We start from the raw sequence: 25,637 nt of genomic DNA on the forward strand, positions 1-25,637 counted from the left end.
GTCAGTTCAAATATCGGAGTTTACAGCGACGCTAAAGCCCATACTTCTCGAGCAGCCGAAGCCACACCTCACTGATGGTCGGGTAGGAAGGTACCGCGTGCCAGAGCCGATTAAGCGGCACCTCGCCTACCACGGCGATGGTTGCCGCGTGCAGGAGCTCCGAAACATCGGGGCCGGCAAACGTAGCGCCCAACAGCACCTGCCGGTCCTCATCCACCACCAACTGCGCCCAGCCCTCGTAGTTCTCCGAGTGCAGTGAGGACCCGGCCACCTGGATGGGGAGTTCCACTGAGGAAGCGTTGAAACCATCCTCGCGGGCGCCTGCCAGGGTGCGGCCCACAGTGGCCAATTCCGGGTCTGTAAACACGACGTTGGGGACCGCATGGTCGTTGGCTGTCTGGGCGTAAGCGCTCCAGTCCTCCGGGGTTCCCGAGAGTTCGCCCCTCGCCCTGGCCGCGATGGCGTCCCCGGTGGCCCTGGCCTCGTACTTTCCCTGGTGCGTCAGCAGGTTCCTGCCGGCGGCGTCGCCCACGGCATAGAGCCAGGCCTGGCCCCCGCGCGTTCCCTGCACAAGCCCTGAGGTGTCGGTGGCCAGGGACAAATGTCCGTCGTCATCCGGTTCGAAGCCCACGCTCTCCAGCCCCAGTCCCTCAAGGGCGGGATGCCGGCCGGTGGCGACCAGTACTTTGTCCGCGGTGACGCTGGAAGCGTCGCCCAACTGCAGGCTGAAGGTCCCGTCGTCGTTTTCGGTGATGCTGTCCGTTACCGTGTTGAGGCGGATTTCAACGCCGTCCGCGCGCAGCCCGGCTGCCACCAGGGCGGCAGCCTCCTGCGGGTATTTCCCCAGCAGCCCGCTCCGGGCCACGAGTGTCACTGACGAGCCCAGCCGCGCGAAGGCCTGGGCCAGTTCCGTGCCCGCAACACCCCCACCCAGGACGGCGAGGCGCTCCGGAACCTCACGTGCCGAGGTGGCCTCGCGGGTGCCCCAGACCTGCAGGTCCTCCAACCCCTTGATGCCGGGCATGGTCGGCACGGATCCGGTGGCCAGGACCACCGCGTGCCGCGCCTCCAGGTGGTGGGATGTGCCGTCGAGGCCGGCCACCTGGACGATCCTGGGGGCAGTCAGCCAGGCGTGGCCCCTGATGAGCTCGATCCCTGAATCCTTGACCCAGGCCACCTGGCTGCCGTCCTCCCAGTTGGACGTGAAATAGTCCCGGCGCTTGAGAACGGCTGCGGCATCCAGGGTACGCGTGACGGCTTCCTTGGCTCCGGGGGTGGTCTGGGCCGCGTGCAGCGCCGTTCCGGGGCGAAGCAGGGCTTTTGAAGGCATGCATGCCCAGTATGAGCACTCGCCGCCCACCAGTTCTGCCTCTATCAGCACCACTGACAGGCCGCCCTGCGCCACCCTGTCAGCTACGTTTTCCCCCACGGCTCCGGCGCCGATTACTACAACGTCAAATTCCTGCTTCACAGGCTTGGGCATCATGGGGACAGCCTACGCCCGGGGAAGGTGGAAGTTTGAGTAACAAAAAAGGTCCGCACCGGTGAACCAGTGCGGACCTTGCTTGGTGCGCCCAAAGGGATTCGAACCCCTGACCTTCTGTTCCGTAGACAGACGCTCTATCCAGCTGAGCTATGGGCGCATTCCGTGTCCCGGGAGAAGAACCGCTCTCCCTGAACCTCGAATTACTTTACGCGAGGGTGGGCCGGAGTGCCAAATCGAACCCCGTGTAATCTCCACGACTAGACCGGTATAGGTGACCTTCGTCACTAAAATGCCGGTTTTGCGGCTAATTTTCCTTGTAAATCCGCGGAAGTGCGTTTTGAAGCGCGCTTTTCATCAGTATGCGTCCAAAAAACGCAGGTGGTCCGGACCATAGCATTTAGGACACACCGATGTACCCCGAGGAAGGGAACCGAAATGGGCGATCTGGCGCAGAAACCGTTGCTTGAGAAAGCACCCACCACACATGCCGGCCTGCTGGCGTGGGTCGAAGAGGTTGCAGAGCTAACGCAGCCGGACCGTATCTACTGGGTGGACGGCTCCGAGGAGGAGAACACCCGGCTGACCGATGAACTGGTGGCCGCAGGAACCCTTACCCGGCTGAACCAGGATTTGTTCCCCAACTCCTTCGCAGCCTTCTCCGATCCCGCGGACGTGGCCCGCGTCGAAGAGCAGACCTTCATCTGCTCCGAGAACAAGCGCGACGCCGGCTTCACCAACAACTGGATGGCCCCGGCTGAGATGAAGGACAAGCTGCGCGGCCTTTTCGCAGGCTCCATGCGCGGCCGCACCATGTACGTCATCCCGTTTGTCATGGGCCACCTCGACGCCGAGGACCCCAAGTTCGGCGTGGAGATCACCGACAGCGCGTACGTTGTCGCTTCGATGCGGATCATGGCCAACATCGGCACTGCTGTGCTGGACAAGATCACCGAGACCAACGCGTTCTTCGTGCCCGCGCTGCACTCCCTTGGAGCTCCTCTGGAGCCCGGCCAGGCGGATGTTCCGTGGCCTTGCAACCCGGACAAGTGGATTGTGCACTTCCCCGAGGAGCGCTCCATCTGGTCCTTTGGCTCCGGCTACGGCGGCAACGCCCTGCTGGGCAAAAAGTGCTACGCCCTGCGCATCGCCTCGGTGATGGCCCGGGACGAGGGCTGGCTTGCCGAGCACATGCTCATCCTCAAGCTGACCTCGCCGGAGAAGAAGAACTACTACATCTCCGCTGCTTTCCCCTCCGCCTGCGGCAAGACCAACCTTGCCCTTCTGGACCCCACCATTGAGGGCTGGGAAGTTGAAACCCTTGGTGACGACATCACCTGGATGCGGATCGGCAAGGAAGGCGAACTGCGCGCCATCAACCCCGAGGCCGGCCTGTTCGGCGTCGCGCCCGGTACAGGCTGGGGCACCAACCCGAATGCCATGCGGGCTATCGCCAAGGGCCACAGCATCTTCACCAACGTGGCATTGACCGACGACGGCGGCGTGTGGTGGGAGGGCATGACGGACGAGGTCCCTGCGCACCTGACCGACTGGCAGGGCAACTCCTGGACCCCCGATTCGGACAAGCCGGCAGCCCACCCCAACTCGCGGTTCTGCACCCCGATCTCCCAGATCGACATGCTGGCCGAGGAGTACTACAGCCCTGAAGGTGTGGAGCTTTCCGCCATCCTCTTCGGCGGACGCCGCAAGACCACCGTTCCCCTGGTGACCCAGGCCCGCAGCTGGACCAACGGCATCTTCATGGGCTCCACGCTTTCCTCGGAGACCACGGCCGCGGCCGCAGGCCAGGTGGGCGTGCTCCGGCGCGATCCCATGGCCATGCTGCCGTTCATCGGCTACGACGCCGGGGACTACCTCAAGCACTGGATCAGCGTTTCCGGCAAGGCGAACCCCGAGCGGCTGCCCCACATCTTCCTGGTGAACTGGTTCCGCCGCACGGCAGAGGGCGGGTTCGCCTGGCCGGGCTTCGGTGACAACGCCCGCGTCCTCAAGTGGGCCATCGAGCGCCTGGAGGGCAAGGCTGAAGCCGTGGAGACCCCCATCGGCTACGTGCCCGCCGGCGACTCGCTGGACCTGACCGGCCTGGACCTTACCCATGCGCACGTGGAGGAGGCTGTCCGCGTGGACCGGGAGGAATGGGACGCCGAGCTGGCGTCCATCGAGGACTGGTACGCACAGTTCGGCGATTCACTCCCGGACGCGCTGCGTGCCGAGCTTGAAGCCCTGAAGGAACGCATGGCTGACCACAGCTGACCAGCCGGTAACAAATAGGCATAACGACGGCGGCGCCGCACCTTTTCGGATAAAGGTGCGGCGCCGCCGTCGTTCCCCGCCGGCACCCTAGCCTCGCAAGCTCGGCCAGGGAACCCTGCCGGCGTGGGCCCACCCGTGATGGTTCAGCTGGCGAGCCAGATGTCCGGCCCGAATACTTCGTAGTGGATCCGGGTGGCGGGAATGCCGGCGTTGATGGCCTCATTCCGGATGTTCTTCATGAACGGCAGCGGACCGCACAGGTACAGGGAAGCGTCAGCCGGAAGATCCACCTCGCGCAGGGACATGAAGCCCTCACGGGTTCCCGGCACAGGCTGCTCCAGCCATAGCTGCAGCTCGGCATCCTCCAGGCGTTCGACGTCGTCCGTCATCTGGCTGCGCAGGGCCCAGCTGTCCAGCGTGCTTTCCGCGTGAAGCACCAGGACCTGCCGGTCGGATCCGGACTCGGCCAGCGAGCGGAGGATGGAGGCGGTGGGGGTGCAGCCAATACCCGCAGAGGCCAGCACCACGGGACCGTCGCCGTCCTTCAGGGTGATTTCGCCGTACGGGTTGGAGATCTCCAGGACGTCACCCACCTGCACGTTGTTGTGGAGCACGGGGGACACTTCCCCGCCGTCGTCAAGCTTGGTGGTGAAGCTGCGGCTGGTTCCGGCCTCACCGGAAAGGGAGTACTGGCGCACCTGGCGAAGGCCCTCGGGCAGCGTCACCTTGACACTGATGTACTGGCCGGGGAGGGCCGGAGTGACGGGGGTGTCGTCAGCAGGCTCAAGGGTGAAGGTCATGGAGCCTGCTCCCGCTGGCGTCTTGGCGACCACCTGCCACGGCATCCACATCTTGTCGTTGGCCTGTGCCGCGTAGAGGCCCTTCTCCAGCTTGATCAGGGCATCGGCCATCAGCCAGTACACCTCGGTCCAGGCCTCGGCGATTTCCGGGGTAATGACCTCCGCGAGGTCCTCGGCGATGGCAGCGAACAGGTGCTCGTAGACCACCTGGTACTGCGGTTCCGTAATGCCCAGGGAAGCGTGCCGGTGGGCGATGCGCGAAAGGACGGTCTCGGGGAGGGTGCCGGGGTTGTTGACGAGGTGCGTCGCGAAAGCCGCGATGCTCCCGGCCAGCGCCTGCTGCTGGTTGCCGGAGCGCTGGTTGGAACGGCTGAACACGCCGTCAAGGAGTTCCGGGTGCGCGGCGAAGAGGCGGGCGTAGAACTTCGGCGTGATGGCGCCGATCCGGGAGCCCACCAGGGGCAGGGTGGCTTCAATGACGGGGCGGGATTTTTCCGAGAGCATGCGAACTCCTGAGGTAGGGACCGGGGCCTTCGTCCGGCCTTCTCGAAAACCTGCATATGAAATACCGGTTTCAGTACCCAATTTCTACATCTTGTAGAAAGCTAAGGCAAATCGGGCTGTAACAGTTATCTTGGCGGCATCCCGGTTACGGTTGCACAGGAAAGCCCGCCAGTTCTAGAGCCCCGGACGCAGTCCGATCATGGTGAAGACGGGAGCCATCTGGCTGGAACCCGGGAGGTCGGCAATAACCACGGAATCAAGTTCCCGGTAGAACGCTTCGCGGGCGCGGGCCAGGGCTGACCGCAGCTTGCATTCATTGATCAGCGGACAGTTCCCGCCCGGAGCCACGCAATCCGCCGCGTCGGTGCGCGTATCGAGCTGCCGTAGGACCTGCCCCACCGTGGCATACCGTCCGGCGTGGCTCAGGCTGGAGCCGCCTGTACGCCCGCGCACCACGTCAATAAGTCCCAGGCTGCGCAGCTTTGCCATTGCCTTGCTGACGTGGTTGTAGGGCGTCCCCACGGAATCGGCGATGTTCTGCGTGGTCAGCAGGGCACCCTCCGGCGCTGCTGCAAGCACCATGAGGGCACGCAGGCTGACATCGGCGAAGGCGTTGATCTTCATGGGCGGCTGGCCGGCCTAGTCCACCCACACGGCGGGTTCGTTGGTGTCCGCCGCCAGCTCGCCGAATTCCCACGTCTGGGTGCCGGCGTTGGCGGAGTAGGGGAGGACCGCCGCGAAGACGGACCCGTCGCGGTGCTCGGCCGCCACGTGGATGGCGTCCGAGTCATCCTCCACCAGCAGGATGTCGCACACGATGGCGGCTGCCCGGAAATCATCCCGGTTCTGCCGCAGCAGCGCCGTAAGGTCACTGATCATCGCATCGGCATCAAAGTCGCCGTCCGAGTCCTCCGCGGCATCCGCGGGAGAGACCGCCACGAGCCGCACCTCGCCGTCGTTCTGCACGGTCAGGGCAAAGGGCAGGAAGCCGCCGTTGCGCTGGAGTTGCTCCTGGGCGGCGCTGACACCGGTTCCCAACAGGTTTTCCAGGTCGGTCGCCGTGGTGTCGGGCACGGAGTCCCGCCAGGAGCCGTGCGTTTCGGCATCCTGCAACCCTGAAGACTGTGCCCGGGCGTCCTGTTCTTCGCTGGCCGGCCCCTTGCTGCCTGTCATGCTGCCCTTAGCCCCGGACTATGGACAGGACCCGGTCACGGATCCGTTCCATGGTTGCCCGGTCCGTTGCTTCTGCATTGAGCCGCAGGAAGGGCTCCGTGTTGGACGGGCGCAGGTTGAACCAGTAGCTGCCGTCGTTCGCCGTGAAGGTGCTGCCGTCCATGGTGTCGATCGTGATGTCTTCGCCGGCAAATGCAGCGCGTACGCGCTCGACCGCGGCGGGCTTGTCCTCGACCTCCGAGTTGATTTCGCCGGAGCTGACGTACGGTTCGTATTCCCGGCCAAGCTCCGACAAGGGACCGTCCTGCTCGCCGAGGGCTGCCAGGACGTGCATGGCCGCCAGCATTCCCGTGTCCGCGTTCCAGAAGTCGCGGAAGTAGAAGTGCGCTGAGTGCTCTCCGCCGAACACTGCACCTTCCTCTGCCATGACGGCCTTGATGAAGGAGTGGCCCACGCGGGTCTTGACTGCCCGGCCGCCGTCGCGCTCCACCAGTTCTGCCACGGCGCGCGAGGTCAGGAGGTTGTGGATGATGGTGGGCCGGGCTTCGCCCTGAGCCTTGGCGCGGGCGATCTCGCGGCGCGCCACCATCCCGGTGATGGCCGACGGCGAAACGGGCTCGCCCTTCTCGTCCACCACGAAGCAGCGGTCGGCGTCGCCGTCGAAGGCAAGTCCGATGTCCGCGCCATGTTCGATTACGGCCGCCTGCAGGTCGCGGAGGTTTTCCGGTTCCAGCGGGTTGGCAGGATGGTTGGGGAAGGACCCGTCCAGCTCGAAGTACAGGGGAATGATATCCAGGGGCAGCTTGGGAAGCAGGGTGTCGCCCAGCACGGCAGGGGTGGTGAGGCCGGCCATGCCGTTGCCTGCGTCCACCACGACTTTCAGCGGCCGGGAACCGGAGAGGTCCACCAGCTTGCGCAGGTATTCGGAGTAATCCTTGAGCACGTCCCGGACGCTGATCGTACCCCGGGTGCCGGCCGCCGGGATCGACCCCTCGGTGAGGTAGCGCTCAGCGAGGGTCTGGATGTCCTTGAGTCCCGACTCGGAGGAGATGGGCACCGCTCCCGCCTTGGACATCTTGATGCCGTTGTAGCCGGCAGGGTTGTGGCTTGCGGTAAAGGTGGCACCGGCTCGGTTCAGGTAGCCGCAGGCGAAGTAGAGCTCATCAGTGGAAATCAGGTCAAGGAGTTCCACGTTGGCGCCGCGGGTGGTGGCGCCGTTGGCGAAGGCCTTGCTGAACTCGGGGGAGGAGGGCCGCATGTCTCCACCCACCAGGATGGTCTGGCCCTGGAGCTCCAGGATGTCCACGAAGGCGGCCCCTACGGCCTCGACGATTTCGGCGGTGATGGACTCGCCCACGATGCCGCGGACGTCGTACGCCTTGAAGGATGCCGAAAGGTCAAAAGTCGCTGTTTGTTCGCTAGTCACGGGCTTTATCTTACGTGGGCCGCCAAACTGCCTGTGGAGGGGGAGTCCGGGAGCAGCCCGGATAGCACTGCTGTTGATGCGATTTGAAGTCCCGGTTTCCACATAGAGGACACCCGGGTCGGCGGGTGTCGGAGGTGGCTGGGATACTGAATCAATGGTCGATAACCAGCAGGGCACCGTCATTTCCGAACCGGCAACCACCGAAGGACCCGACTCGGCAAACGCCGCCACGGGCAGCGCAACCGCTACACACGGGCAGGCTCTGGCTGTCCTTCGCGAGCTGGTTGGCAACCAGGCGGCGGACTTCCACGAGGGCCAGTTTGAAGCCATCGAGGCCCTGGTCGACGGCGGCAGGCGGGCCTTGGTGGTCCAGCGCACCGGCTGGGGGAAGTCGGCTGTCTATTTCGTGGCTTCCCTGCTGTTGCGGCGCCGCGGCGCCGGGCCAACCCTGATCGTTTCCCCTTTGCTGGCCCTGATGCGGGACCAGGTGGCGGCGGCAGCCCGGGCAGGTGTGCGCGCTGTCGCCATCAACTCAGCCAACCAGCTGGAATGGGACACGGTCCGGGAACAGCTCGCCGCGGACCAGGTGGACGTCCTGCTGGTGTCCCCGGAGCGCCTGACCAACCCGTCCTTCCGCGAAAACCAGCTGCCCGAACTCATCCGCCGCACCGGCCTCCTGGTGATCGACGAGGCACACTGCATCTCTGACTGGGGCCACGACTTCCGCCCCGACTACCGGAGGATCGCCGACCTGATTAACCAGCTGCCGGATACAGTCCCGGTGCTGGCCACCACGGCCACCGCCAACTCCCGGGTGGTGCACGATATCGAAGAGCAGCTCGGAGCGGGCGTCCTCACCATCCGCGGCGCGCTGGGCCGGGACTCGCTGCGCCTGGGTGTCCTGTCCCTCCCTGACGCCAGGCAGCGGCTGGGCTGGCTGCTGACGCATCTCGCCGATCTCCCCGGCAGCGGAATTATCTACACGTTGACCGTGTCCGCGGCGGAGGACACCGCCCGGCTCCTGGCAGAGGCCGGGCACGAGGTACTGGCCTATACCGGCCGGACGGACCCTGCTGACAGGGAGCGCGCCGAACAGCTGCTGAAGGACAACCAGGTCAAAGCGCTGGTGGCCACCTCCGCCCTGGGGATGGGCTTCGACAAGCCTGACCTGGGCTTTGTGGTCCACCTGGGCGCTCCCTCCTCCCCAGTGGCGTACTACCAGCAGGTGGGACGTGCCGGCCGCGGTGCCGCAAACGCCGACGTCCTGCTGCTGCCCGGCTCTGAGGACCGGGACATCTGGCGGTACTTCGCTACGGCGTCCATGCCGTCCGAGGAAAAAGCCGCGGCCGTCCTTACTGCACTGGCTGAGGCAGGAACGGCACTCTCCACTGTTGCCCTGGAGGCGCGGGTGGACCTCCGCCGTACCCCGCTGGAGCTGCTGCTGAAGGTCCTGTCGGTGGACGGCGCGGTGGAACGTGTGGGCGGCGGCTGGCGCTCTACGGGCCAGCCCTGGGCCTACGATGCCGAACGGTACCAGCGGATCGCCGAGGCCCGGGTTGATGAGCAGGACTCCATGGTGATCTACCAGGACACCGCCGGCTGCAGGATGGAGTACATCACCTCCGTCCTTGACGACGAGACCGCCCATGCCTGTGGCCGGTGCGATAACTGCGCCGGGAAGTGGTTCCCGGCCGATATTGCTGAGCAGGCTACCCAGGCTGCCGGCCAGACGCTCAGCAGGGCGGGCAGCGTGCTTGAGGCCAGGCTGCAGTGGCCCACCGGAATGGACCGCCTTGGCGTCCCGGTCAAGGGGAAGCTCAAGGGCGGAGAAGGACTGTCGGAGGGCCGAGTCCTGGCCAGGCTGACCGACCTGGGCTGGGGCGGGGCGCTGCGGGAGTTGTTTGCTGCCGGGGCCAGCGACCGTCCGGTCGAGCCCGGCATGCTGCAGGCATGCGTGCAGGTCCTCCGCGAATGGGGAAGCGGAGATGCCCGCAATCCGGGCTGGAGCGGGGCCGGACGGCCTGCCGCCATTGTGAGTGTCCCCTCCCGCGCCAAGCCGGAACTGGTGGGTTCCCTTGCCCGCGGCATTTCCGAGATCGGCCGGATCCCGTACCTGGGCGAACTTCAACTGGCGCACGGGGGACCTACGGGAAGCCGCGGCGGCAACAGCGCCTACCGGTTGGCGGGGGTCTGGGACCGCCTGGTGGTGGGCCCGGAACTCGAAGCAGCGCTGGGTTCCGTGCAGGGCGGCAGCGTGATGCTGATCGATGACATCGTGGACAGCAGGTGGACCCTCACTGTGGCCGGCCGTGCACTTCGGCAGGCCGGGGCGGGGGCAGTGCTCCCGCTGGTGCTGGCGCAGGCCGGCTAATTCTGGCGGGCTCAGCGCGGGCCGGCTGAGTTCTGGCGGGCTCAGCTCAAGCCTACTTCGTTCTGGCGGGTGGCTTCAGGCGGGGCGGGTTCTGGCCCGGCTGACCTCGGCTCCCGCATGCCTGGACAGCAGGAGGCTGTCCACCGTGCTGGCAAGCATCAAGGCCGCCATGGCCAGGAACGCGCCGCGGAAGGGACCGGCAGAATCCCCAGGAAAACCGCTGAACCCGTCCAGGGCACGGATCAGCAGGGCGGCCACGGCAATGCCCGCTCCGTGTGCCAGCTGGACGAGGGTGGCTGAGACGGTGTTCGCTGACGTGAGCTGTGAGGGAACGATGTCTGCGTACTGCACGGAGGCGTAGGCGGAGAAGCCGATGGAGCGGAAGGCGCCGCTGCAGACGAGCAGTGCGAAGGTCAGGGCCTGGGGGGTCTCGGCCGTCAGCAGGGCGCAGAGGGCAAAGGTGACCGCCGAGGCCAGTGAGGCGAACACCAGCATTGGCTTGAAGCCGAAGCGCCGGATCAGCGGAGTGGTGGCAGGTTTGATCCCTATGTTGCCCACAAAGACGGCGGCCACCATAACCCCTGCATGCAGCGGGGACCACCCGAATCCGGTCTGGAACATCAGCGGCAGCAGGAACGGCACAGAGCTGATGGTCAGCCGGTAGATAAAGCCGCCGGTGGCCATCGCCCGGAAAGTGCGGGTCTGGAAGACAGAGAGGTCAAAAAGTGGATTAGCCGCGCGGCGCATCCACAGCACGGCCGCGGCAACGGACGCCGCCCCGAGCGCCGCGCTGATGCCGGCCCACGGAACGTCAGGATGGGTGCTGGCCATCTCCAGCCCAACCACCAGGGCCCCTACCCCTACCGTGATGAGGACGAGGCCCGGCCAGTCCAGTCTCCGGCCGGTGTCGCCCGCGGTGGAAGGGACAAGGCGGAACGCTGCGATCAGGGCGGCAGCCCCCAACGGAAGGTTGATCAGGAAGATCCAGTGCCAGGACAGGTACGTGGTCAGTGCGCCGCCCACCAGCGGAGCCAGGACCGGAGCCAGGAGGCCCGGCCACACCAGGAATGCCGTGGCGCGCAGGAGTTCGGATTTCGGGGTTCCCCGCAGGACCAGCAGGGTCCCCACGGGAACCATCATGGCCCCGCCCGCGCCCTGGACTACGCGGCTGAGCGTCAGCATGGACAGATCCTGGCTCAGCGAGCAGGCAAGGGACGCGACGGTGAAGACGGCGATGGCGAGGCAAAACACCCGGCGGGCGCCGAACCTCTCCGCCAGCCAGCCGCTGATGGGAATCCCCACCGCCACCGTCAGCAGGTACGCCGTCATGGTGATGTTGATGTCGGCGGCCGGCACTCCGAAGTCGGCGGAGATATTGGGGATTGCGGTGGTGAGGACGGTGCCGTCGAGGAACTCCATGAAGAACGTCGCGGCCACCAGGAGTGCGAGGCGGGGATTCCACACCTCCACGGTGCCGGCTCCATCGGCCACCTGATTGCTTGCTGCCATCCGTTTATCCTGCCACCGGCGGAACCTCGAAAGCTCCGGGTGTCCGTCCCGCGGACGGAGGGGTGGCGGAGGGTAGGGGCACTGAGGGACTGGCGTCCGGGTACGCAAAAGGCCCCGGTCCAGGACCGGGGCCAAACGCGGAGACGGGGGTGTCTAGTTTCACGACATAGTTCTCACATGAGTCGGGACATCGTTCCCAGTTGACACTTCACCGGTGAGTCGGGACATCGTTCACACCGGCAGGGATCCAGCATGATGCATGTCGAAGCAGAAAGTGATCGTCCTCGCCGTCCGTGACCAAGGCCTGACAGTTACGGAAGCTGCCCGCCGGTATGGAGTCAGCCGCCGCTGGGTCCACGAGCTCCTCCGACGCGAGTCCGCCGGAGGTATCGCCGCCGTCGACCCCCGATCCAAACGCCCCCTCAGCAACCCGCGCCGCACCACCGAAACGGTAGCCGCGCGGATCCTTACCCTGCGGCAGGAACTGCAAACCGCCGGCCTGGACGCCGGGCCCGTGACGATCGCCTGGCACCTCGAACAAGAAGGAGTACCCGCGCCGTCAACGTCCACGATCCGCCGGCTCCTGCACACCAAAGGAATGATCACTCCGGATCCGAAGAAACGGCCCAAAGCCTCACTGCACCGCTTCGAAGCACACCAGCCCAACGAAACCTGGCAATCCGACTTCACCCACTGGGCCCTGGCCGACGGAACCGACATCGAGATCCTGAACTTCCTCGATGACCACTCCCGCTACCTGCTCGCCTGCACCGGATTCAAACCCGTCACCGTCACCGCCGTGGTCACCACGTTCCTGGCCTGCGCTGCTGAACACGGGCTACCGGCCTCGACACTGACCGACAACGGCATGGTCTACACCACCCGCCTCGCGGGCGGGAAAGGCGGCAGGAACGCCTTCGAACACCATCTCCACGCCCTGGGCATCACCCAAAAGAACGGCGCCCCGAACCACCCGCAGACCCAAGGCAAAATCGAACGTTTCCACCAGACCCTCAAACGCTGGCTCACCGGCCAACCCCGGGCCCACACCCTTCAAGACCTGAACGAACAGCTGGAAAAGTTCCGGCACATCTACAACCACGAACGCCCCCACCGGGCCCTGGACCGCCGCACCCCGGCCGCGGCCTACACCGCGATACCCAAAGCATCACCGACCGGATCCAAACAAGGAGATCACTGGCGTCGGCGCATCGACCGCGTCGACCAGTTCGGGAAACTCACCCTCCGCCACGCAGGCCAACTCCGCCACATCGGCATCGGCCGCGCCTACGCCCGCAAACACGTCCTGATGCTCATCCACGACAACGACGTCACCATCAGCGACGCAACCACCGGCGAGATCATCCGCGAACTCACCATCGACCCCACCCGGAACTACCAACCCAGAAAAACAGGGCAAAGAAAAACACCCCGGTCCGAAGACCGGGGTGTTACCGATGACTCGACTCATCCGTGAAGGATGTCTCGACTCACCACAAACGCGGAGACGGGGGGATTTGAACCCCCGGTCGAGTTTAACCCCGACCCTTCATTAGCAGTGAAGTCCATTCGGCCGCTCTGGCACGTCTCCAATTGCTATTCCTAGCCCACCAAGGATACGCAGATCCGGGCATGCAGTGCAAAACGGATGCGGCAGGCCGGGCAGCACGCCGCCGTTACCCGGGGTTGTCCGGCCCGGGGCCCTGCCCGGCCCGGACCATCCTGATCTCGTGAAGGTCCTCCCACGTCGGAATCACATCCTCGGCGCCGTCCGGAGCAAAGCCGAAGCGCCGGTAGAACCCGATGGCCCGGGCGTTGTCCGCTGCTACCCAGAGGCTGGCTGCGCTGTTGCCCAGGGCCGCCTCGAGGAGGCGGCGTCCCAGGCCAAGGCCTTGGTGCGAGGCCAGCAGATACAGCCCCCACAGTTCCAGGCTGCCCGACGACGGCGGCGGGGCATCATGCGTCACCTCGCCGGCGGGCACGTGGCGGACGCCCGCAAATCCAACCACCGTGCCGCCGTCGCACGCCACCCACGCATCAGCCGGTTCCGGCGATTCCAGCAGTCGGCGCCAGAGGGACAGCCTGGAAGCGGGGTCCTGCGATGCCAGGAACCTTTCGGAGAGCATCCCGCGGTAGGTCTCACGCCAGCATTGGATATGGACCTCCGCCAGCCGCTCAACGTCAGCGGGAGCAGCCCGCCGGACTGTCAGCGCCAACGCTAGGGTGTCCCGCCCGCCAGTGCCTTCCAGAGGAAGTGGTGGCTGCGTGCCTGCAGGGCCGCTGCCTGCCGGTTGTCGGACGCGCCGGCATGGCCGCCCTCCAGCGCCTCATGGAACCAGACGTTCGGGATGCCCATGGCCAGCATGCGGGCTGCCATTTTGCGGGCCTGTACCGGTCCAACCCGGTCATCGGACGTGGCAGTCCAGATGAACGTTTCCGGGTACTCCACCCCGTCCTTGAGCAGGTGGTAGGGGGAGAAGGTCCGGATGTACTCCCACTGCTCCGGCACATCCGGGTCACCGTACTCCGCGATCCACGAGTGGCCGGCGGACAGCCTGGTGTAGCGGCGCATATCCAGCAGCGGCACGCCGCAGGAGACTGCGCCGAAAAGTTCCGGGTAGCGGGTGAGCATGTTGCCCACCAACAGGCCGCCGTTGGATCCGCCCACGCAACCCAGCCGCTCCCGGGAGGTGACCCCGCGGGACATGAGGTCCCGGGCAACCGCGGCGAAATCCTGGTAGGCCTTGTGCCGGTTCTCCTGCAGGGCTGCGCGGTGCCACGCCGGGCCGTATTCGCCGCCGCCGCGGATGTTCGCCACCACGTACACGCCGCCGCGCGAGTGCGGGGCTTCCCCGTCCGCGCCCGGCGCAGCAGCGGTACGGCGTTCCAGCCAGGCCCTGCCCACCGTGCCGCTGTAGGCCGGGGTTCGGGAGACCTCGAAGCCGCCGTAGCCCGACAGCTGAGTGGGGTTCTGCCCGTCGAGCGCCAGGTCCCGTGAGGCGACCTGGAAGTACGGAACCCGGGTGCCGTCGTCGGACACGGCGAAGTGCTGCTGCACCTCATAGTCTTCTTCCGCAAAGAACGACGGCGATGCCTTCACCGCTGCGTGCCGGCTCACCACTCCGGCAGTCCTGTCAGCCGCCCGCGCCAGGGTGCCCCGCATCAGGGTGCTGGGCGTGGTGAAACCGGTGGCCACGAGCCAGAAATCGTCGCCGGCGCCGCCGTCGGCATCGTCCTCATCGTCCACCGCGTAGGCGTTGACGTCATGAAGTGGCGGGCAGGCGTCCAGCAATGTGGATGACCAGGCCGCCTCAGCATTGTGGGTTGGCCGGGACGGATCCAGCACCCGGATCTCGGAGGAAACATCCTTGAGCAGGTTGAGGAGCAGGAAATTCCGGGTCCAGCTCCAGGACTGCAGCGACGTGGTGGCGTCCGGGGTAAAAAGCACGGCAATGCCGCGGTGGCCGGCCAGGTAGTCCTCGAACCTGGCGACCAGCAGTGACCCCGCCGGGTAGGTGGTGCCGTCCAGGGTCCAGTCCTGCTGTGGGCGGAAGAGGAGCCATTCACGGTGGGCGCTGACGTTGACGTCGGTGGGCACGTCGATCTGCTCCCATTCCCCGTCCCGCATCACCAGGTTCCGCCGGTTGTAAAAATCGATGTAGTCCACAGCGAACGTCCGCTCGAAGCCGGGAGTGGAATCGTGCGCCACCACCGCCATCATGTGGTCCTCGGGCACCTCGAACAGGCGGGGGGCGTCCGTGAGGGAGGCTCCGCGCGTAAGGGTGACGGCGGTGCGTGCGTACGAGGAGGCCGTCTTGGGCAGGCCCTCGGCGGTGGAGGCGACCAGCAGCGTATCCGCATCCAGCCACGAAACGTTGCCCTTCGCCGTCGGCAGGTCAAAGCCGCCCTGCACGGGGTCCACGAACATGCGCGACTCAACGTCGAATTCCCGGTAGCGGTTAGCATCGCCGCCGTCCGGGGACAGGGCCAGGAGTGCGTGCCGGTACGGCTCGCCCGGCGCGGGGCGGAGGAACGTTGCGCCGTGGAAGACCCACTCGACGTCCTCCGCGGCGGCCAGCGCATCGACGTCCAGCAGCACATCCCATTCCGGCGCGTCCGAGCAGTAGCTCTCCCACGTGGTGCGGCGCCACAGTCCCTTGGGGTTCTGCCGGTCCTTCCAGAAGTTGTAGTACCAGTCGCCGCGCTTGCCCACCATCGCGATCCGGTCGGTGGAGTCCAGCACCTCGAGGATGCTTCCTTCCAGCGCCGCGTAGTCCGCGTCCTCCAGCAGGTCCTCCGTGCGGGAATTCTGTTCCTTGACCCAGGCCAGCTGCGTTTCGCCGTAGATCTCCTCCAGCCAGACGTTCTCGTCTGTCGGTTCGGGCGCCGGGCCCTGCGGGGAGGTGCCGGGCGTAGTGCCGGAACCCGGGGCGGGCGCTTGATCAGCTGCTGTGGTGGTCATGCGCCCCATCCAAACAACATCCGCAGACCGCTGGCAAGTCAAGCGTTCAGCCCATAGCGGATACTCTGGATGCCGTGGAAAAAACGCAGAGCATCCGGGCCGCCATTATCGGCGCGGGCCCGCGGGGCACCAGCGTGCTGGAGCGGCTCCTCGCCCACACTGCTGCGGCCGCCGCGGCCGGGACAGCATCTGCGGACCTGCACATCGACGTCATCGATCCCTACCCTGCAGGCCCCGGGCACGTCTGGCAGCCCCGGCAGTCCCGCCTGTACCTGATGAACACCCAGTCCTTCTATCCCACCCTGGTACCGCAGGATCCGTCCCTGGCCGTACCCGTCGCAGGGACCACCTTCGACCAATGGCGGGCCGGGCAGCAGCTGGCCCCGTCCCCGTCCCTGACCGCGGATGAGCGGGCCGAACTGGCAGTCCTGGGATCCAGCGACTTCCCCAGCCGCGCCCTGTACGGCCGCTACCTCCGCTCCACCCTGGAGGAGCTGACGCAGAAGGCGCCGGGCGGCGTCACCATTAAATTCCATGAGACTTCCGCCGAATCGGTGCGGCCCGCGGGGGACGGAACGTTCGACGTCGGCCTGGCCGCCGGCGGCACGCTCCGCGCCAACGCAGTGGTGCTGGCCCTCGGGCACATCCCCTCACGCCTGAACCCTGAGCAGCGGGAGCTGCAGGCCTCGGCGGAGCAGCTGGGCCTGAGGTACCTGCCGCCCGCAGTGCCGGCCGACGTGGACTGGTCCAGGGTCCCCGCCGGCGAACCCGTCCTGGTTCGCGGCATGGGCCTGAACTTCTTCGACACGATGGGTCAGCTCACCGAAGGCCGCGGCGGGAAGTTCGTCAGCAACGGCAGTTCACTCCGCTACGAGCCCTCGGGCCAGGAGCCCCACATCATTGCCGCCTCAAGGCGGGGAACACCCTACCGGGCCAAGGCGGCACTGGCGGGCTACTACCCGGCATCCGTGACCCTGCGTTATTTCACGGAAGCTGCGCTGGACCGCTTCCGTACGGCCGGGATCCGGCCCGGTTTCGACCACGATCTTTGGCCGCTCCTGCACCGCGACGCACTGTGGGCGTACTACTCCACACTGGTGCGCTCGCAGCCGAACGCCGTACCGGATCCGGACGCCTTCCTCGCAGCCCTGGAAGAAGCATTGCACCCGCACGCCCACAGCGCCGCCAAGTGGGAGGACGGCGTGGAGAGCGTGCTCGCCATCCACGTCGGACCGAGGCACCGCCTTGACCTGCCAGGGCTGGCCGCTCCGCTGGCCGGGCGCTCGTTTGCCTCACGCGCCGAACTCGACGCCGCCGTCGTGGATTACCTGCTGGATGACGCCAGGCGTTCCGCGCTCGGCGAGGACGACCCCGTGAAGATGGCCATTGGGGCACTTCACCATGGGCGGGCAGTGCTTAAGACAGCAGTGGCCGACGGCGGCATCACGGACGAGTCCTGGGTTGCCGGGCTGCGCGGCTGGTTCGAGTCCTTCGTTGAGGGCCTCGCCAGCGGGCCCCCCGCGCTGCGCTCCGAACAGCTGGCTGCGCTGGCGCGGGCCGGGATTGTCAGTTTTGTGGGACCCGACCCGAAATTCGGCGTGGACCGCCGGGCGGGCGCCTTCACGGCATCCTCCCCATGGGTGGGTGGACAGCCCGTGACGGCCAAGACCATGGTGGAGGCGCTCGCGCCCGGCAACCGCGTAGCAGCAAACGATTCCCCCGTGCTGGAGCAACTGCTCGCCGACGGGCTGGTCAGGTCCAAACTCATGATGACGGCGGAGGGCGCGCCGGTGCAGTCCACCGGACTGGACGTCGTTCCGCACCCCTACCGCCCGGTGGCAGCGAACGGGTCCGTCACGGAAGGCCTTTTCGTGCTCGGCCTGCAGCTTTCGTCCTCCCAGTGGGGGACCGCCATCGCTGCCGAAGCTGTGCAGCCCGGCATGCCCGCCTACCGCAGCGGCCAACGGACGCTGCGCGACGCGGACGAGATCGCCCAGGCAATCCTGGAGCTGTGACTTCCCCGGACGCTCTCTCACTTGATGTTGGTTAAACCGAGGCGGATTCAAGTGGTCGTTGCAACACGTCCTATGCTGCTGATTCTTCCAGTATTTGCTGGAGGGCTTGTGCGGGTGTTTTCCAGCCGAGGGTTTTGCGTAGGCGTCCGTTGAGTCCTGCGGCAGCGTAGTCGAGGTCTGCGCGGGTGACGGTGGTGAGGTCCATGCCTTTGGGGAAGTACTGTCGCAGGAGTCCGTTGGTGTTCTCGTTCGTGCCGCGTTGCCAGGGTGAGTGAGGATCGCAGAAGTAGACCTCGGCGCCGGTGGCGATCCTGACGCGTTCGTGAATGCCGACCATCTCAGCGCCTTGGTCCCAGGTCAGGGACCGGCGCAGCTGGGCCGGCAGGGTCGGAAGGGTTGCCTCGATGGCGGCCAGCACCTGCTCGCCGGTATGTCCGTTAGGCAGGTGCAGGAGCATCACGAAACGGCTACTGCGTTCCACGAGGGTTCCGATCGCCCCGGCGCCAGGGGTACCGATGATCAGATCGCCCTCCTTACGATTTTGTTGTGGGTGATTTCGGAGCTGTCGTAGTGTTTCGATCACCCTCGGGTGGCGGGTATGGCCTAGGTCGCCCTGCCGCTTGGATGGCTCACTGGGAATGGCCGCCCGCTGCCCGCCGATGACTCGACCGCTGATTGAGAATTACGACATTGATCGTTGGGTAAGGACGTGCCGGCGTAGTTATCGACAGGGCCAACCGAAATTGGAGCTGATCGAAGGAGACTGAACATGCCGGCATTCTGGGTAGGAATCGACTCAGGCAAAAGAGCACATCATTGCGTCGTGATCGATCAGACGGGGACCGTGCTGCTCTCGAAACGGGTCGAGAACGACGAAAACGCAGTGCTCGAACTCATAGCCACGATCGCGGAGATCGCGGCCGGGGGCGAAGTCTGCTGGGCCACGGATCTGAATTCCGGCGGAGCGGCCCTGTTGATCGAGTTGTTGGCCGCGCACGCCCAGCAACTGCTCTATATACCTGGACGGATCGTGCATCACGCTGCGGAGACCTACCGCGGAGATGGCAAGACCGACGCGAAAGATGCCAGGATCATCGCTGACCAGGCACGGATGCGCACGGACCTCCAACCAGTCCGCCGCACGGACCAGATCAGCGTTGACCTGCGGCTCCTCACCGCCCGCCGTACGGATCTGATCTGCGACCGTGTCCGGGCGATCAACAGGCTCCGCGCCACCTTGCTGGAATATTTCCCGGCTCTCGAGCGTGCGTTCGACTACTCCAAACAGGCGCCCCTGGTCCTCCTGGGCGGCTACCAGACACCCGAGGGCATCCGGCGGATCGGACTAGCTCGGCTCACCGGTTGGCTGAGGAAACGCGGCTGCCGCAATAGTGCCAAGATGGCAGAGAAGGCACTGATAGCCGCAAACTCCCAGCACACCGTACTGCCAACTCAGACCACAGGCTCTGCCCTGGTCGTCCGGCTGGCCGGGCAAATCAGCACTCTCGATGCGGAGATCGCCGGCATCGATGCCCAGATCACGGACCTGTTCGGGAAGCACGACAGCGCCGATGTTTTGCTCACCATGCCGGGCTTCGGCCCCGTACTCGCAGCTACTTTTCTCGCGAACATCGGCGGCAACCTGGACGCGTTTGACTCAGTCGACCGGCTCGCCAGCGTCGCGGGGCTGGCTCCCGTCCCGCGCGATTCCGGACGAATCAGCGGGAACCTGCACCGACCACGTCGCTTTAACCGCAGGCTCCTGCGGACCTGTTACCTCGCCGCCCTCTCCAGCTTGAAGAACAGCGCGGCCTCAAGAACCTATTACGACCGGAAGCGCGGAGAAGGAAAGTCGCATAAACAGGCCCTCATCGCCCTCGCCAGACGTCGCATCAACGTCCTCTGGGCGATGCTCCGTGACCACACCATCTACCAGGAACCAATGCCACGCATCACCGCTCAGGCGGCTTGACAGAAACATTGAGATTCCCAGTGCCCGGGCACTGCCCGGTCATCGGCTTCCGCGGGGCGTTCACTGATCAGCAACTCTTTCGGGACCCGGGGCCTTCGCATGCCCGCGCGCCGGTTTGGCTGCCGCACGGCCCGGCCGGTGCGCAGAGCAGCAGCGAGCTCGGCTCTCAGCCCGCCGCGGCCCTGGATGTAGATGCACTGATAGATGGTCTCCGGGCTGATGCGCATGCTTTCATCATCGGGGAAATCAATCCGCAGCCGGGCGCTGATCTGCTCCGGGGACAACCGTTCCCGCGCCGTCAGCATTCCGGCGACGTAAAGCGCCAGGGCCTCGTTGAAAGCCAGCTTCCGTGCCTTAGGCCTGCGCGCCAGCTTCTGCGCACGGTTCTGCGCCGAGGACGCCAGGTACGGACGGTTGCCCCCGTTCCGGATGTTCCTGCCCAGCTCCCTGCTGACAGTGGACGGGTTCCGGCCCAAACGCCGGCCGATCTCCCGCACGCCGCACCCGGCCGCCCGCCACACAGCGATCAACTCGCGCTCATCGAAGGACAGGAACCGCCCGCACGGGGGCTTCTTCGCAGGATCCACCCCACCATGCTGACGGACGATCAACCTGGCCGCAGACAGGGACATACCGGCCACCGCCGCCGCCACCTCATCAGATGCCCCAGAAGACCGCGCCTCCCAGAAAACCCGCACCACCGACTGCAACAGCTCAGGCCGACCAAAACCCACAACAACACCCCAATCACTCAGGTGTTGCAACGACCCCTTGAACCTGCCCGATTCGCTCTCTCACCGGGTGAGAGAGCGAATCGGTTTAAGGCCCATTAAGTGAGAGAGCGTCCCTGACTGCCGGAAGGCGGGTGGACACTCCTCATCCGGGTTGTCAGCCGCGGTTCGTCAGCCGCGGAGGCAGGCCCGGTAGGCGGCCATGGCCTGGCCGTAGTTGGCCTGGCCGGCAAGGTCGGCGGGCCGGGAGGGCTTGGCCGGAGCGGTGCACACCGGACCTGCCGGATCCATGGCCGCCACCTCCACGTCCACCGTGACTTTGGTGCCGGATTCTGCGGCGGTGAGGAGCAGCGTCCCGGCCCCCGCAGCGGCATCCGATGGAACCGGCAGGCTAATGTTTGCCGCGCCGCCTTCCACGGGAACCGTCCCAAGCTCGGTTACCTTCCCCGCGGCATCCGTAAACACGGCCAGCAGGCTCTTGTTCGCCGGGCTGCCCAGGGAGGTCAGGTCCAGCTTGGAGACCGCCAGGATGATGGCCTCCCCGGGCTTCACTTCAGCTGCAGTGGTGTTGGTGACAGCCACGGAACGGCGGGCGAAGTCCGGTGAGACCGGGCTGCTTTCCTGCAGGTAGCTGATCCAGGCATCCCGGTCCACGAGCCCCGAGTCCTTGGTGTTGGTGCCCTCGGTGAAGATCCGGAAGTTGTCGCCTCCCGTTGCCAGGAAGCTGAACGTGCCGATCCGGTAGGACCTCACCGGGTCAAGAAGCTCGCCGTTTACCCGCACCGATGTGATGCGGTCCCCGGCGGGCCGGGCGGCGTCGTACGTGTAGTTCACGTTCTTCGACAGGCCCAGCTGGAGGTAGGCGCGGCTGGGAACCGTGCCGTCCGGGTTGGTCTGCCACTGCTGCTCCAGGAGCGTCTTGAACTGGGCACCGGTCAGGGATGTTGTCCAGAGATTGTTCACGAACGGCAGCACCGCGTTGGCTTCGGCGTAGGTGATGGTTCCGTCGGGCGCGTAGTAGAGCTCGTTCCGCAAGCCGCCGGCATTGACCACGCCGATCTCGGCACCGCCCAGCTCGGCGGGCTGCAGGGAATCCAGCAGGGAGTCCGCCACCAGGTTGCCCAGGGTGGACTCGCTGCCGCGGTCGTCACGCTTCGGGGCGCCGGTGGCGTCCGTGGTGAACGCCGTGGTGATGTCAGCCGTGACGGAACCAATAGGCTGGTTTCCGACGGCGGCGGCGTCCGCGAGTGCCTTCCTCACGATCGCGTCGACGGCGGCAACGCGCGGGTAGGCGGCGATCAGACCGGCAGCGGGGTCGGTGGTGCGCTTGACGTTGCCGGCCTTGTAGGAAGTAACCTGCTTCGTGGCGTTATCCACCGTCAGCTGGATCTGCCCGACGTTCTCGCCGTAGTTTCCTGTCTGGACGATCGGGCGGGTCTTGCCCTCAACGCCCGGGACGGGCGCGTCCCAGGCGTACTCCTTGTGGGTATGTCCCGTGAAAATGGCGTCGACGTCCGGAGACGTCTCGGTGACCAGCTTCGCGAACGGTCCCCCGGCTGCCACTTCCTCCGCCAAAGTGGACCCTTCCACCGTTCCCGACCCCGCGCCGTCGTGGTTTTCCACGATGATGACGTCGGCAAGGTTCTCCGCCGTGATCCGTGCGGCAGCCCGGTTGATGGCATCCACTGGATCGCCAAACTCGAGGTCGGCGATGCCCGCGGGAGTCACCAGGGAGGGAACCTCCTGGGTCACCGTGCCAATGACCGCCACCTTGATTCCGTTCATGTCCAGGACGGTGAACTCGGGCAGGACCGGCTCCGCGGTTCCCTTCTTGTAGACGTTGGCCCCCAGGTACGGGAATTTCGCGTTGGCGCCGCCGGAAATGACGCGGTCGCGCAGGTCCGCCCACCCGCCGTCGAACTCATGGTTGCCCACTGCCGAGGCCTGAAGCTCCAAGGCGTTCAGGACGTCGATGGTGGGCTGGTCCTTGGCGACGGCGGACGCGAAGAGCGATGCGCCGATGTTGTCGCCGGCGGAAAGGAAGGCGGTGGCGCCGGGAGCGGCGGCCGCACGAAGCTTCTCGATGGTGCCCGCGAACAGGACGGTGTTGGAGTCGATCCTGCCGTGGAAGTCGTTGATGCCCAGGAAATTCAGGTCAACGGTGGCAGGTGCGGATACCAGGTCCAGGCCCACAATGACGGGATCATGGTCGCTGGCACGGTACTGGTCCGGTGCGTAGTAGTTGGTGATGTTGCTGTTGTAGCGGCTGTACTCAAGGGCCACGGACTCCACGGAATTGATGTTCCAGATGTCCGCGCCGGTGACGGCCGCGTCGGCGGCGGGGGAGGCGAGGATGTGGTCCAGGGATCCCACCATCCCGCCGTACAGGTACGAGTGCTTGGAGGTTCCGTCGGCATTGCGCGCCTTCCCGTCCTGGTTGACGTACCCAGCGGCAGTGAAGACGTTGATGGGGTCTTCCTTGGCGTATGCGTTGAAATCGCCGATCAGGAACACCTTGTCGGTGCCTTTGGACTCCTGCAGTGAGGTGGCGAAATCGAGGAGGGACTTCGCCTGGGCGGTGCGGGCCAGGTTGGACGCGCCCTGGCCCTTGTCCGTGTCCTCCGGCGTGGCGGCGGAGCCCTTGGACTTGAAGTGGTTGGCGATGGCGATGAACTCTGTCCCCGGGTCGCCGCCCACGGGCTTGAAGACCTGGGCCAGAGGCTTCCGTGCGGTGGCGAACGCCACGGTGTCATTGTGGATGATGGAATCACCCACGGGTTCAGCAACAGCCTTCTTATAGATGAATGCGGTGCGGATCATGTCCTCGTCGCTGAGCGGCGGGGCGTTGGCGGGCGAACGGACGTAGTCCCAAATGCCCGGCGTTTCGATGTTCAGGGCCTCCACCAGCCTGGCCAGGGCGTCGTCCCGGTCCTTGCCGAACTGGGCGGAGTTTTCAATCTCCATCAGGGTGACCACGTCGGCGCCGGCCTTGGTGATGGCGGCGACGATCTTGTCCTGCTGCCGCTTGATGTTCTCGGCGTTGGCCGCTCCGCGGGCGTCACAACCGCCGCGGACGGTGATGGGGTTGCCTTCGCGGTCATCGTAATAGGTGCAGCCGGTGAGCTGGTCTCCCGTGGTGGGGAAGTAGTTGAGGACGTTGAAGGAGGCGAGCTTGAGGTTGCCTCCGACGGCGGCCGGAGCGTCAGTGCGGGTGGCGCCGAAGGCTGCGGGCTGGACGGTGGCCTTGTTGGCTTCCGTCAGGTGGGTCAGGGGCTGGAGTTTCCAGGCGTTGTTGGCGTAACCGAGCACCACGTTGGTGGAGAAGGTGGCGGTGGAGCCCACCCTGACGGGGTCAGTGGGGGTCAGGTAGGGCAGCACCTGGGCTTTCGTTGCGGCGTCGCGCAGGAAGTTGGTGCTGGAACCGTCGTCGAGCTTGATCCCGCGGGCGGCGTTGTCCGCCACCGCTGCGGCGTATTCGGCGGAACCGTACGGCGCGACGGCGGTGGGCTGGGCCAGGGGAGTGGTCCCGCCGGCAAGGCCGATCTCGCCGTACTGGTTCAGGGCGTAATTGTCCGTGACGGTCAGCGGGCCCTGCGGAGCCAGGAGCATTCCCTCGAGGGATTCGCGGAAAGCCTCACTGGCGGGCAGCGTGAAGGCGGTGGCCTTCACTTCAGGCGCGGCTTCCATCAGTTTGGTGAGGGAGGCAGCCGCGGTGACGTTGAGCTGGGTCATGCCGTAGTACTCGGCTACTGCGCCGGTCACCTGGAGGTAGTCGCCGGGCTGGACCGAGCCCACAGTGGCGGGGGAGTACACAAAGATGCCGTCCGACGCCGCATGGTTGGTGGCTGTGAGGTCGCCGCCGGTGCCTGCAGTCTGCAGGTAGTAGCCGTTGAGCCCGCCCGTTGCGAAGACGGCGGTGACCTTGCCCGTGGTGGTTACCGTCGATCCGGCCAGGGGACTTGCGGTGCCAGTGCCCTGGATCTCGGCGATGGTCCGGGTGGCGGGCGCGGGGTCGGGCGTGGGATCCGGCTCCGGGGTGGCAGCCCCGCCCGTGCCGGTTGGTGTGATGGTGGCGTTGAAGCTGAAGTCGGCGGCGTTGCTGTTGCTGTCCGCGCCGGCCGCCCGGTTCAGGCTCCTGACGTCGGTGTTGCTCGCGGGGGCCTGGGCAACCAGGGCTTCGAAGGTGTTCGAGGTGCCGTAGCCCAGCAGGTCCGCTACACCGGCCGGCTCCACCTGGGACCCGGTGGCCAGGGCGACGGCGGTGGGCTGCTTGGCGAGCACGATGGTCCCCCCAGTGCCGCTGAGATTCAGGGCAGTGGAAACCAGGTCGGGTGCGGGGAGATCCGCCCCGTTGGCGCCATTGCTTCCGCCCTGGACAAGGTAGTGTCCCCTGGCCGGAATGGAGCCGGAAAGGGCCGTCACACCGGTGGGCGAACCTGTTCCGGCGGCGGAGCGGTACTGGACCGACCAGCCGTCCAGGGAAACGGGAGCACCCGATGCGTTGTAGAGCTCCACGAACTTGTTCTTGAAGGCGGCGCCGCTGCTGCCGCCGCTGAGATAGGCCTCGTTGATCACAACGGGTGAGGTTCCTGCCGCGGGCGAGACCTCCGCGGCCGCCGGGACCGCTGCCAGGGGAGCCAAGAGCCCCGCCGACAACGCCGTGCCCAGCGCTAGTTTCCAAGGTGTTTGATGCATCCGCTCTTACTTTCATAAGGGTGTCCCCGGTAGGGGACCCGATGGAAGGTGTCCGGGTTGTACCGACGGACAGGGCCCGGATCCTGCTCCTGGTCAAGTGGTATCCGGAACATCACAACAGCGCTGAATGAACGCAGGGTGGCTGGCGCGTGCATTCGGCGGAGCGCTCCCCAGCGGAGCGGACGCCCATCGGCCCGGAGCCCCCGCGGCCCCGTGTCCCGG

14 protein-coding genes, 2 tRNA genes and 2 pseudogenes are annotated in these 25,637 nt (G+C 66.1%); 5 read left to right on the top strand and 13 right to left on the bottom strand.

The window, feature by feature from the left end; genetic code table 11:
• Window positions 1–31 precede the first annotated feature (31 nt).
• The gene (locus tag ASPHE3_RS03550; RefSeq protein WP_409372051.1) at window positions 32–1,483 is read right to left on the bottom strand and encodes a dihydrolipoyl dehydrogenase family protein; all 1,452 of its coding nucleotides are present in this window, start codon (window positions 1,481–1,483) and stop codon (window positions 32–34) included.
• Window positions 1,484–1,566: 83 nt separating this feature from the next.
• Window positions 1,567–1,643 (bottom strand) — tRNA-Arg (locus ASPHE3_RS03555).
• A 278-nt stretch (window positions 1,644–1,921) separates the two neighbouring features.
• Here ASPHE3_RS03555 and ASPHE3_RS03560 point away from each other — a divergent pair.
• Entirely contained in the window at window positions 1,922–3,757 is a 1,836-nt protein-coding gene (locus ASPHE3_RS03560) for a phosphoenolpyruvate carboxykinase (GTP) (RefSeq protein WP_013599869.1), read from the top strand.
• Between the two features lie 143 nt (window positions 3,758–3,900).
• On the opposite strand, the gene ASPHE3_RS03565 is transcribed toward ASPHE3_RS03560, so the two are convergent.
• From ASPHE3_RS03565 to ASPHE3_RS03580, 4 genes are all read right to left on the bottom strand, one after another.
• On the bottom strand, window positions 3,901–5,061 hold the full coding sequence (locus ASPHE3_RS03565; RefSeq protein ID WP_013599870.1) for a globin domain-containing protein: 1,161 nt from the start codon (window positions 5,059–5,061) through the stop codon (window positions 3,901–3,903).
• A gap of 174 nt (window positions 5,062–5,235) precedes the next feature.
• The gene (locus ASPHE3_RS03570; protein ID WP_013599871.1) at window positions 5,236–5,685 is read right to left on the bottom strand and encodes an RrF2 family transcriptional regulator; all 450 of its coding nucleotides are present in this window, start codon (window positions 5,683–5,685) and stop codon (window positions 5,236–5,238) included.
• Window positions 5,686–5,700: 15 nt separating this feature from the next.
• Window positions 5,701–6,234, bottom strand: coding sequence for a hypothetical protein (locus ASPHE3_RS03575; RefSeq protein WP_013599872.1), 534 nt, complete (start codon window positions 6,232–6,234; stop codon window positions 5,701–5,703).
• A 7-nt stretch (window positions 6,235–6,241) separates the two neighbouring features.
• Window positions 6,242–7,660 carry a phosphomannomutase/phosphoglucomutase gene (locus tag ASPHE3_RS03580; protein ID WP_013599873.1) on the bottom strand — a complete coding sequence of 473 codons (1,419 nt, stop codon included), beginning with the start codon at window positions 7,658–7,660 and terminating at the stop codon, window positions 6,242–6,244.
• A gap of 154 nt (window positions 7,661–7,814) precedes the next feature.
• Here ASPHE3_RS03580 and ASPHE3_RS03585 point away from each other — a divergent pair, with 154 nt between their 5' ends.
• Window positions 7,815–10,031 carry a RecQ family ATP-dependent DNA helicase gene (locus ASPHE3_RS03585; RefSeq protein ID WP_013599874.1) on the top strand — a complete coding sequence of 739 codons (2,217 nt, stop codon included), beginning with the start codon at window positions 7,815–7,817 and terminating at the stop codon, window positions 10,029–10,031.
• A 75-nt stretch (window positions 10,032–10,106) separates the two neighbouring features.
• Here the strand turns inward: ASPHE3_RS03585 and ASPHE3_RS03590 are convergent, their stop codons facing one another.
• Entirely contained in the window at window positions 10,107–11,540 is a 1,434-nt protein-coding gene (locus tag ASPHE3_RS03590; RefSeq protein ID WP_013599875.1) for an MFS transporter, read from the bottom strand.
• A 259-nt stretch (window positions 11,541–11,799) separates the two neighbouring features.
• Between ASPHE3_RS03590 and ASPHE3_RS03595 the strand changes: the two genes are divergently transcribed.
• Window positions 11,800–13,017 carry an IS481 family transposase gene (locus tag ASPHE3_RS03595; RefSeq protein WP_013599876.1) on the top strand — a complete coding sequence of 406 codons (1,218 nt, stop codon included), beginning with the start codon at window positions 11,800–11,802 and terminating at the stop codon, window positions 13,015–13,017.
• Between the two features lie 25 nt (window positions 13,018–13,042).
• On the opposite strand, the gene ASPHE3_RS03600 is transcribed toward ASPHE3_RS03595, so the two are convergent.
• From ASPHE3_RS03600 to ASPHE3_RS03610, 3 genes are all read right to left on the bottom strand, one after another.
• Window positions 13,043–13,131 (bottom strand) — tRNA-Ser (locus ASPHE3_RS03600).
• An 85-nt stretch (window positions 13,132–13,216) separates the two neighbouring features.
• Complete coding sequence (locus ASPHE3_RS03605; RefSeq protein WP_013599877.1) at window positions 13,217–13,756, bottom strand: GNAT family N-acetyltransferase; 540 nt, start codon at window positions 13,754–13,756, stop codon at window positions 13,217–13,219.
• A 2-nt stretch (window positions 13,757–13,758) separates the two neighbouring features.
• Window positions 13,759–16,002 (bottom strand): prolyl oligopeptidase family serine peptidase, encoded by a 2,244-nt coding sequence (locus tag ASPHE3_RS03610; RefSeq protein WP_013599878.1) that lies wholly within the window; start codon window positions 16,000–16,002, stop codon window positions 13,759–13,761.
• Between the two features lie 74 nt (window positions 16,003–16,076).
• On the opposite strand from ASPHE3_RS03610, the gene ASPHE3_RS03615 reads away from it, so the two are divergent.
• On the top strand, window positions 16,077–18,017 hold the full coding sequence (locus ASPHE3_RS03615; RefSeq protein WP_013599879.1) for an FAD/NAD(P)-binding protein: 1,941 nt from the start codon (window positions 16,077–16,079) through the stop codon (window positions 18,015–18,017).
• 70 nt (window positions 18,018–18,087) lie between these two features.
• Here ASPHE3_RS03615 and ASPHE3_RS21960 read toward each other — a convergent pair.
• Window positions 18,088–18,549: pseudogene (locus ASPHE3_RS21960) on the bottom strand (IS30 family transposase); the annotation flags it as partial.
• A 237-nt stretch (window positions 18,550–18,786) separates the two neighbouring features.
• On the opposite strand from ASPHE3_RS21960, the gene ASPHE3_RS03625 reads away from it, so the two are divergent.
• A complete protein-coding gene (locus ASPHE3_RS03625) occupies window positions 18,787–19,989 on the top strand; it encodes an IS110 family RNA-guided transposase (RefSeq protein ID WP_013599339.1) in 1,203 nt (400 codons plus the stop codon).
• 14 nt (window positions 19,990–20,003) lie between these two features.
• On the opposite strand, the pseudogene ASPHE3_RS03630 reads toward ASPHE3_RS03625, so the two are convergent.
• Both ASPHE3_RS03630 and ASPHE3_RS03635 read right to left on the bottom strand, forming a co-directional pair.
• Window positions 20,004–20,744: pseudogene (locus ASPHE3_RS03630) on the bottom strand (IS30 family transposase); the annotation flags it as partial.
• Window positions 20,745–20,891: 147 nt separating this feature from the next.
• Window positions 20,892–25,415 carry an ExeM/NucH family extracellular endonuclease gene (locus tag ASPHE3_RS03635; protein ID WP_041651958.1) on the bottom strand — a complete coding sequence of 1,508 codons (4,524 nt, stop codon included), beginning with the start codon at window positions 25,413–25,415 and terminating at the stop codon, window positions 20,892–20,894.
• Window positions 25,416–25,637: the final 222 nt, after the last annotated feature.

The sequence above is a fragment of the Pseudarthrobacter phenanthrenivorans Sphe3 genome (assembly GCF_000189535.1).
GTDB classification, from domain to species: Bacteria; Actinomycetota; Actinomycetes; order Actinomycetales; family Micrococcaceae; genus Arthrobacter; species Arthrobacter phenanthrenivorans.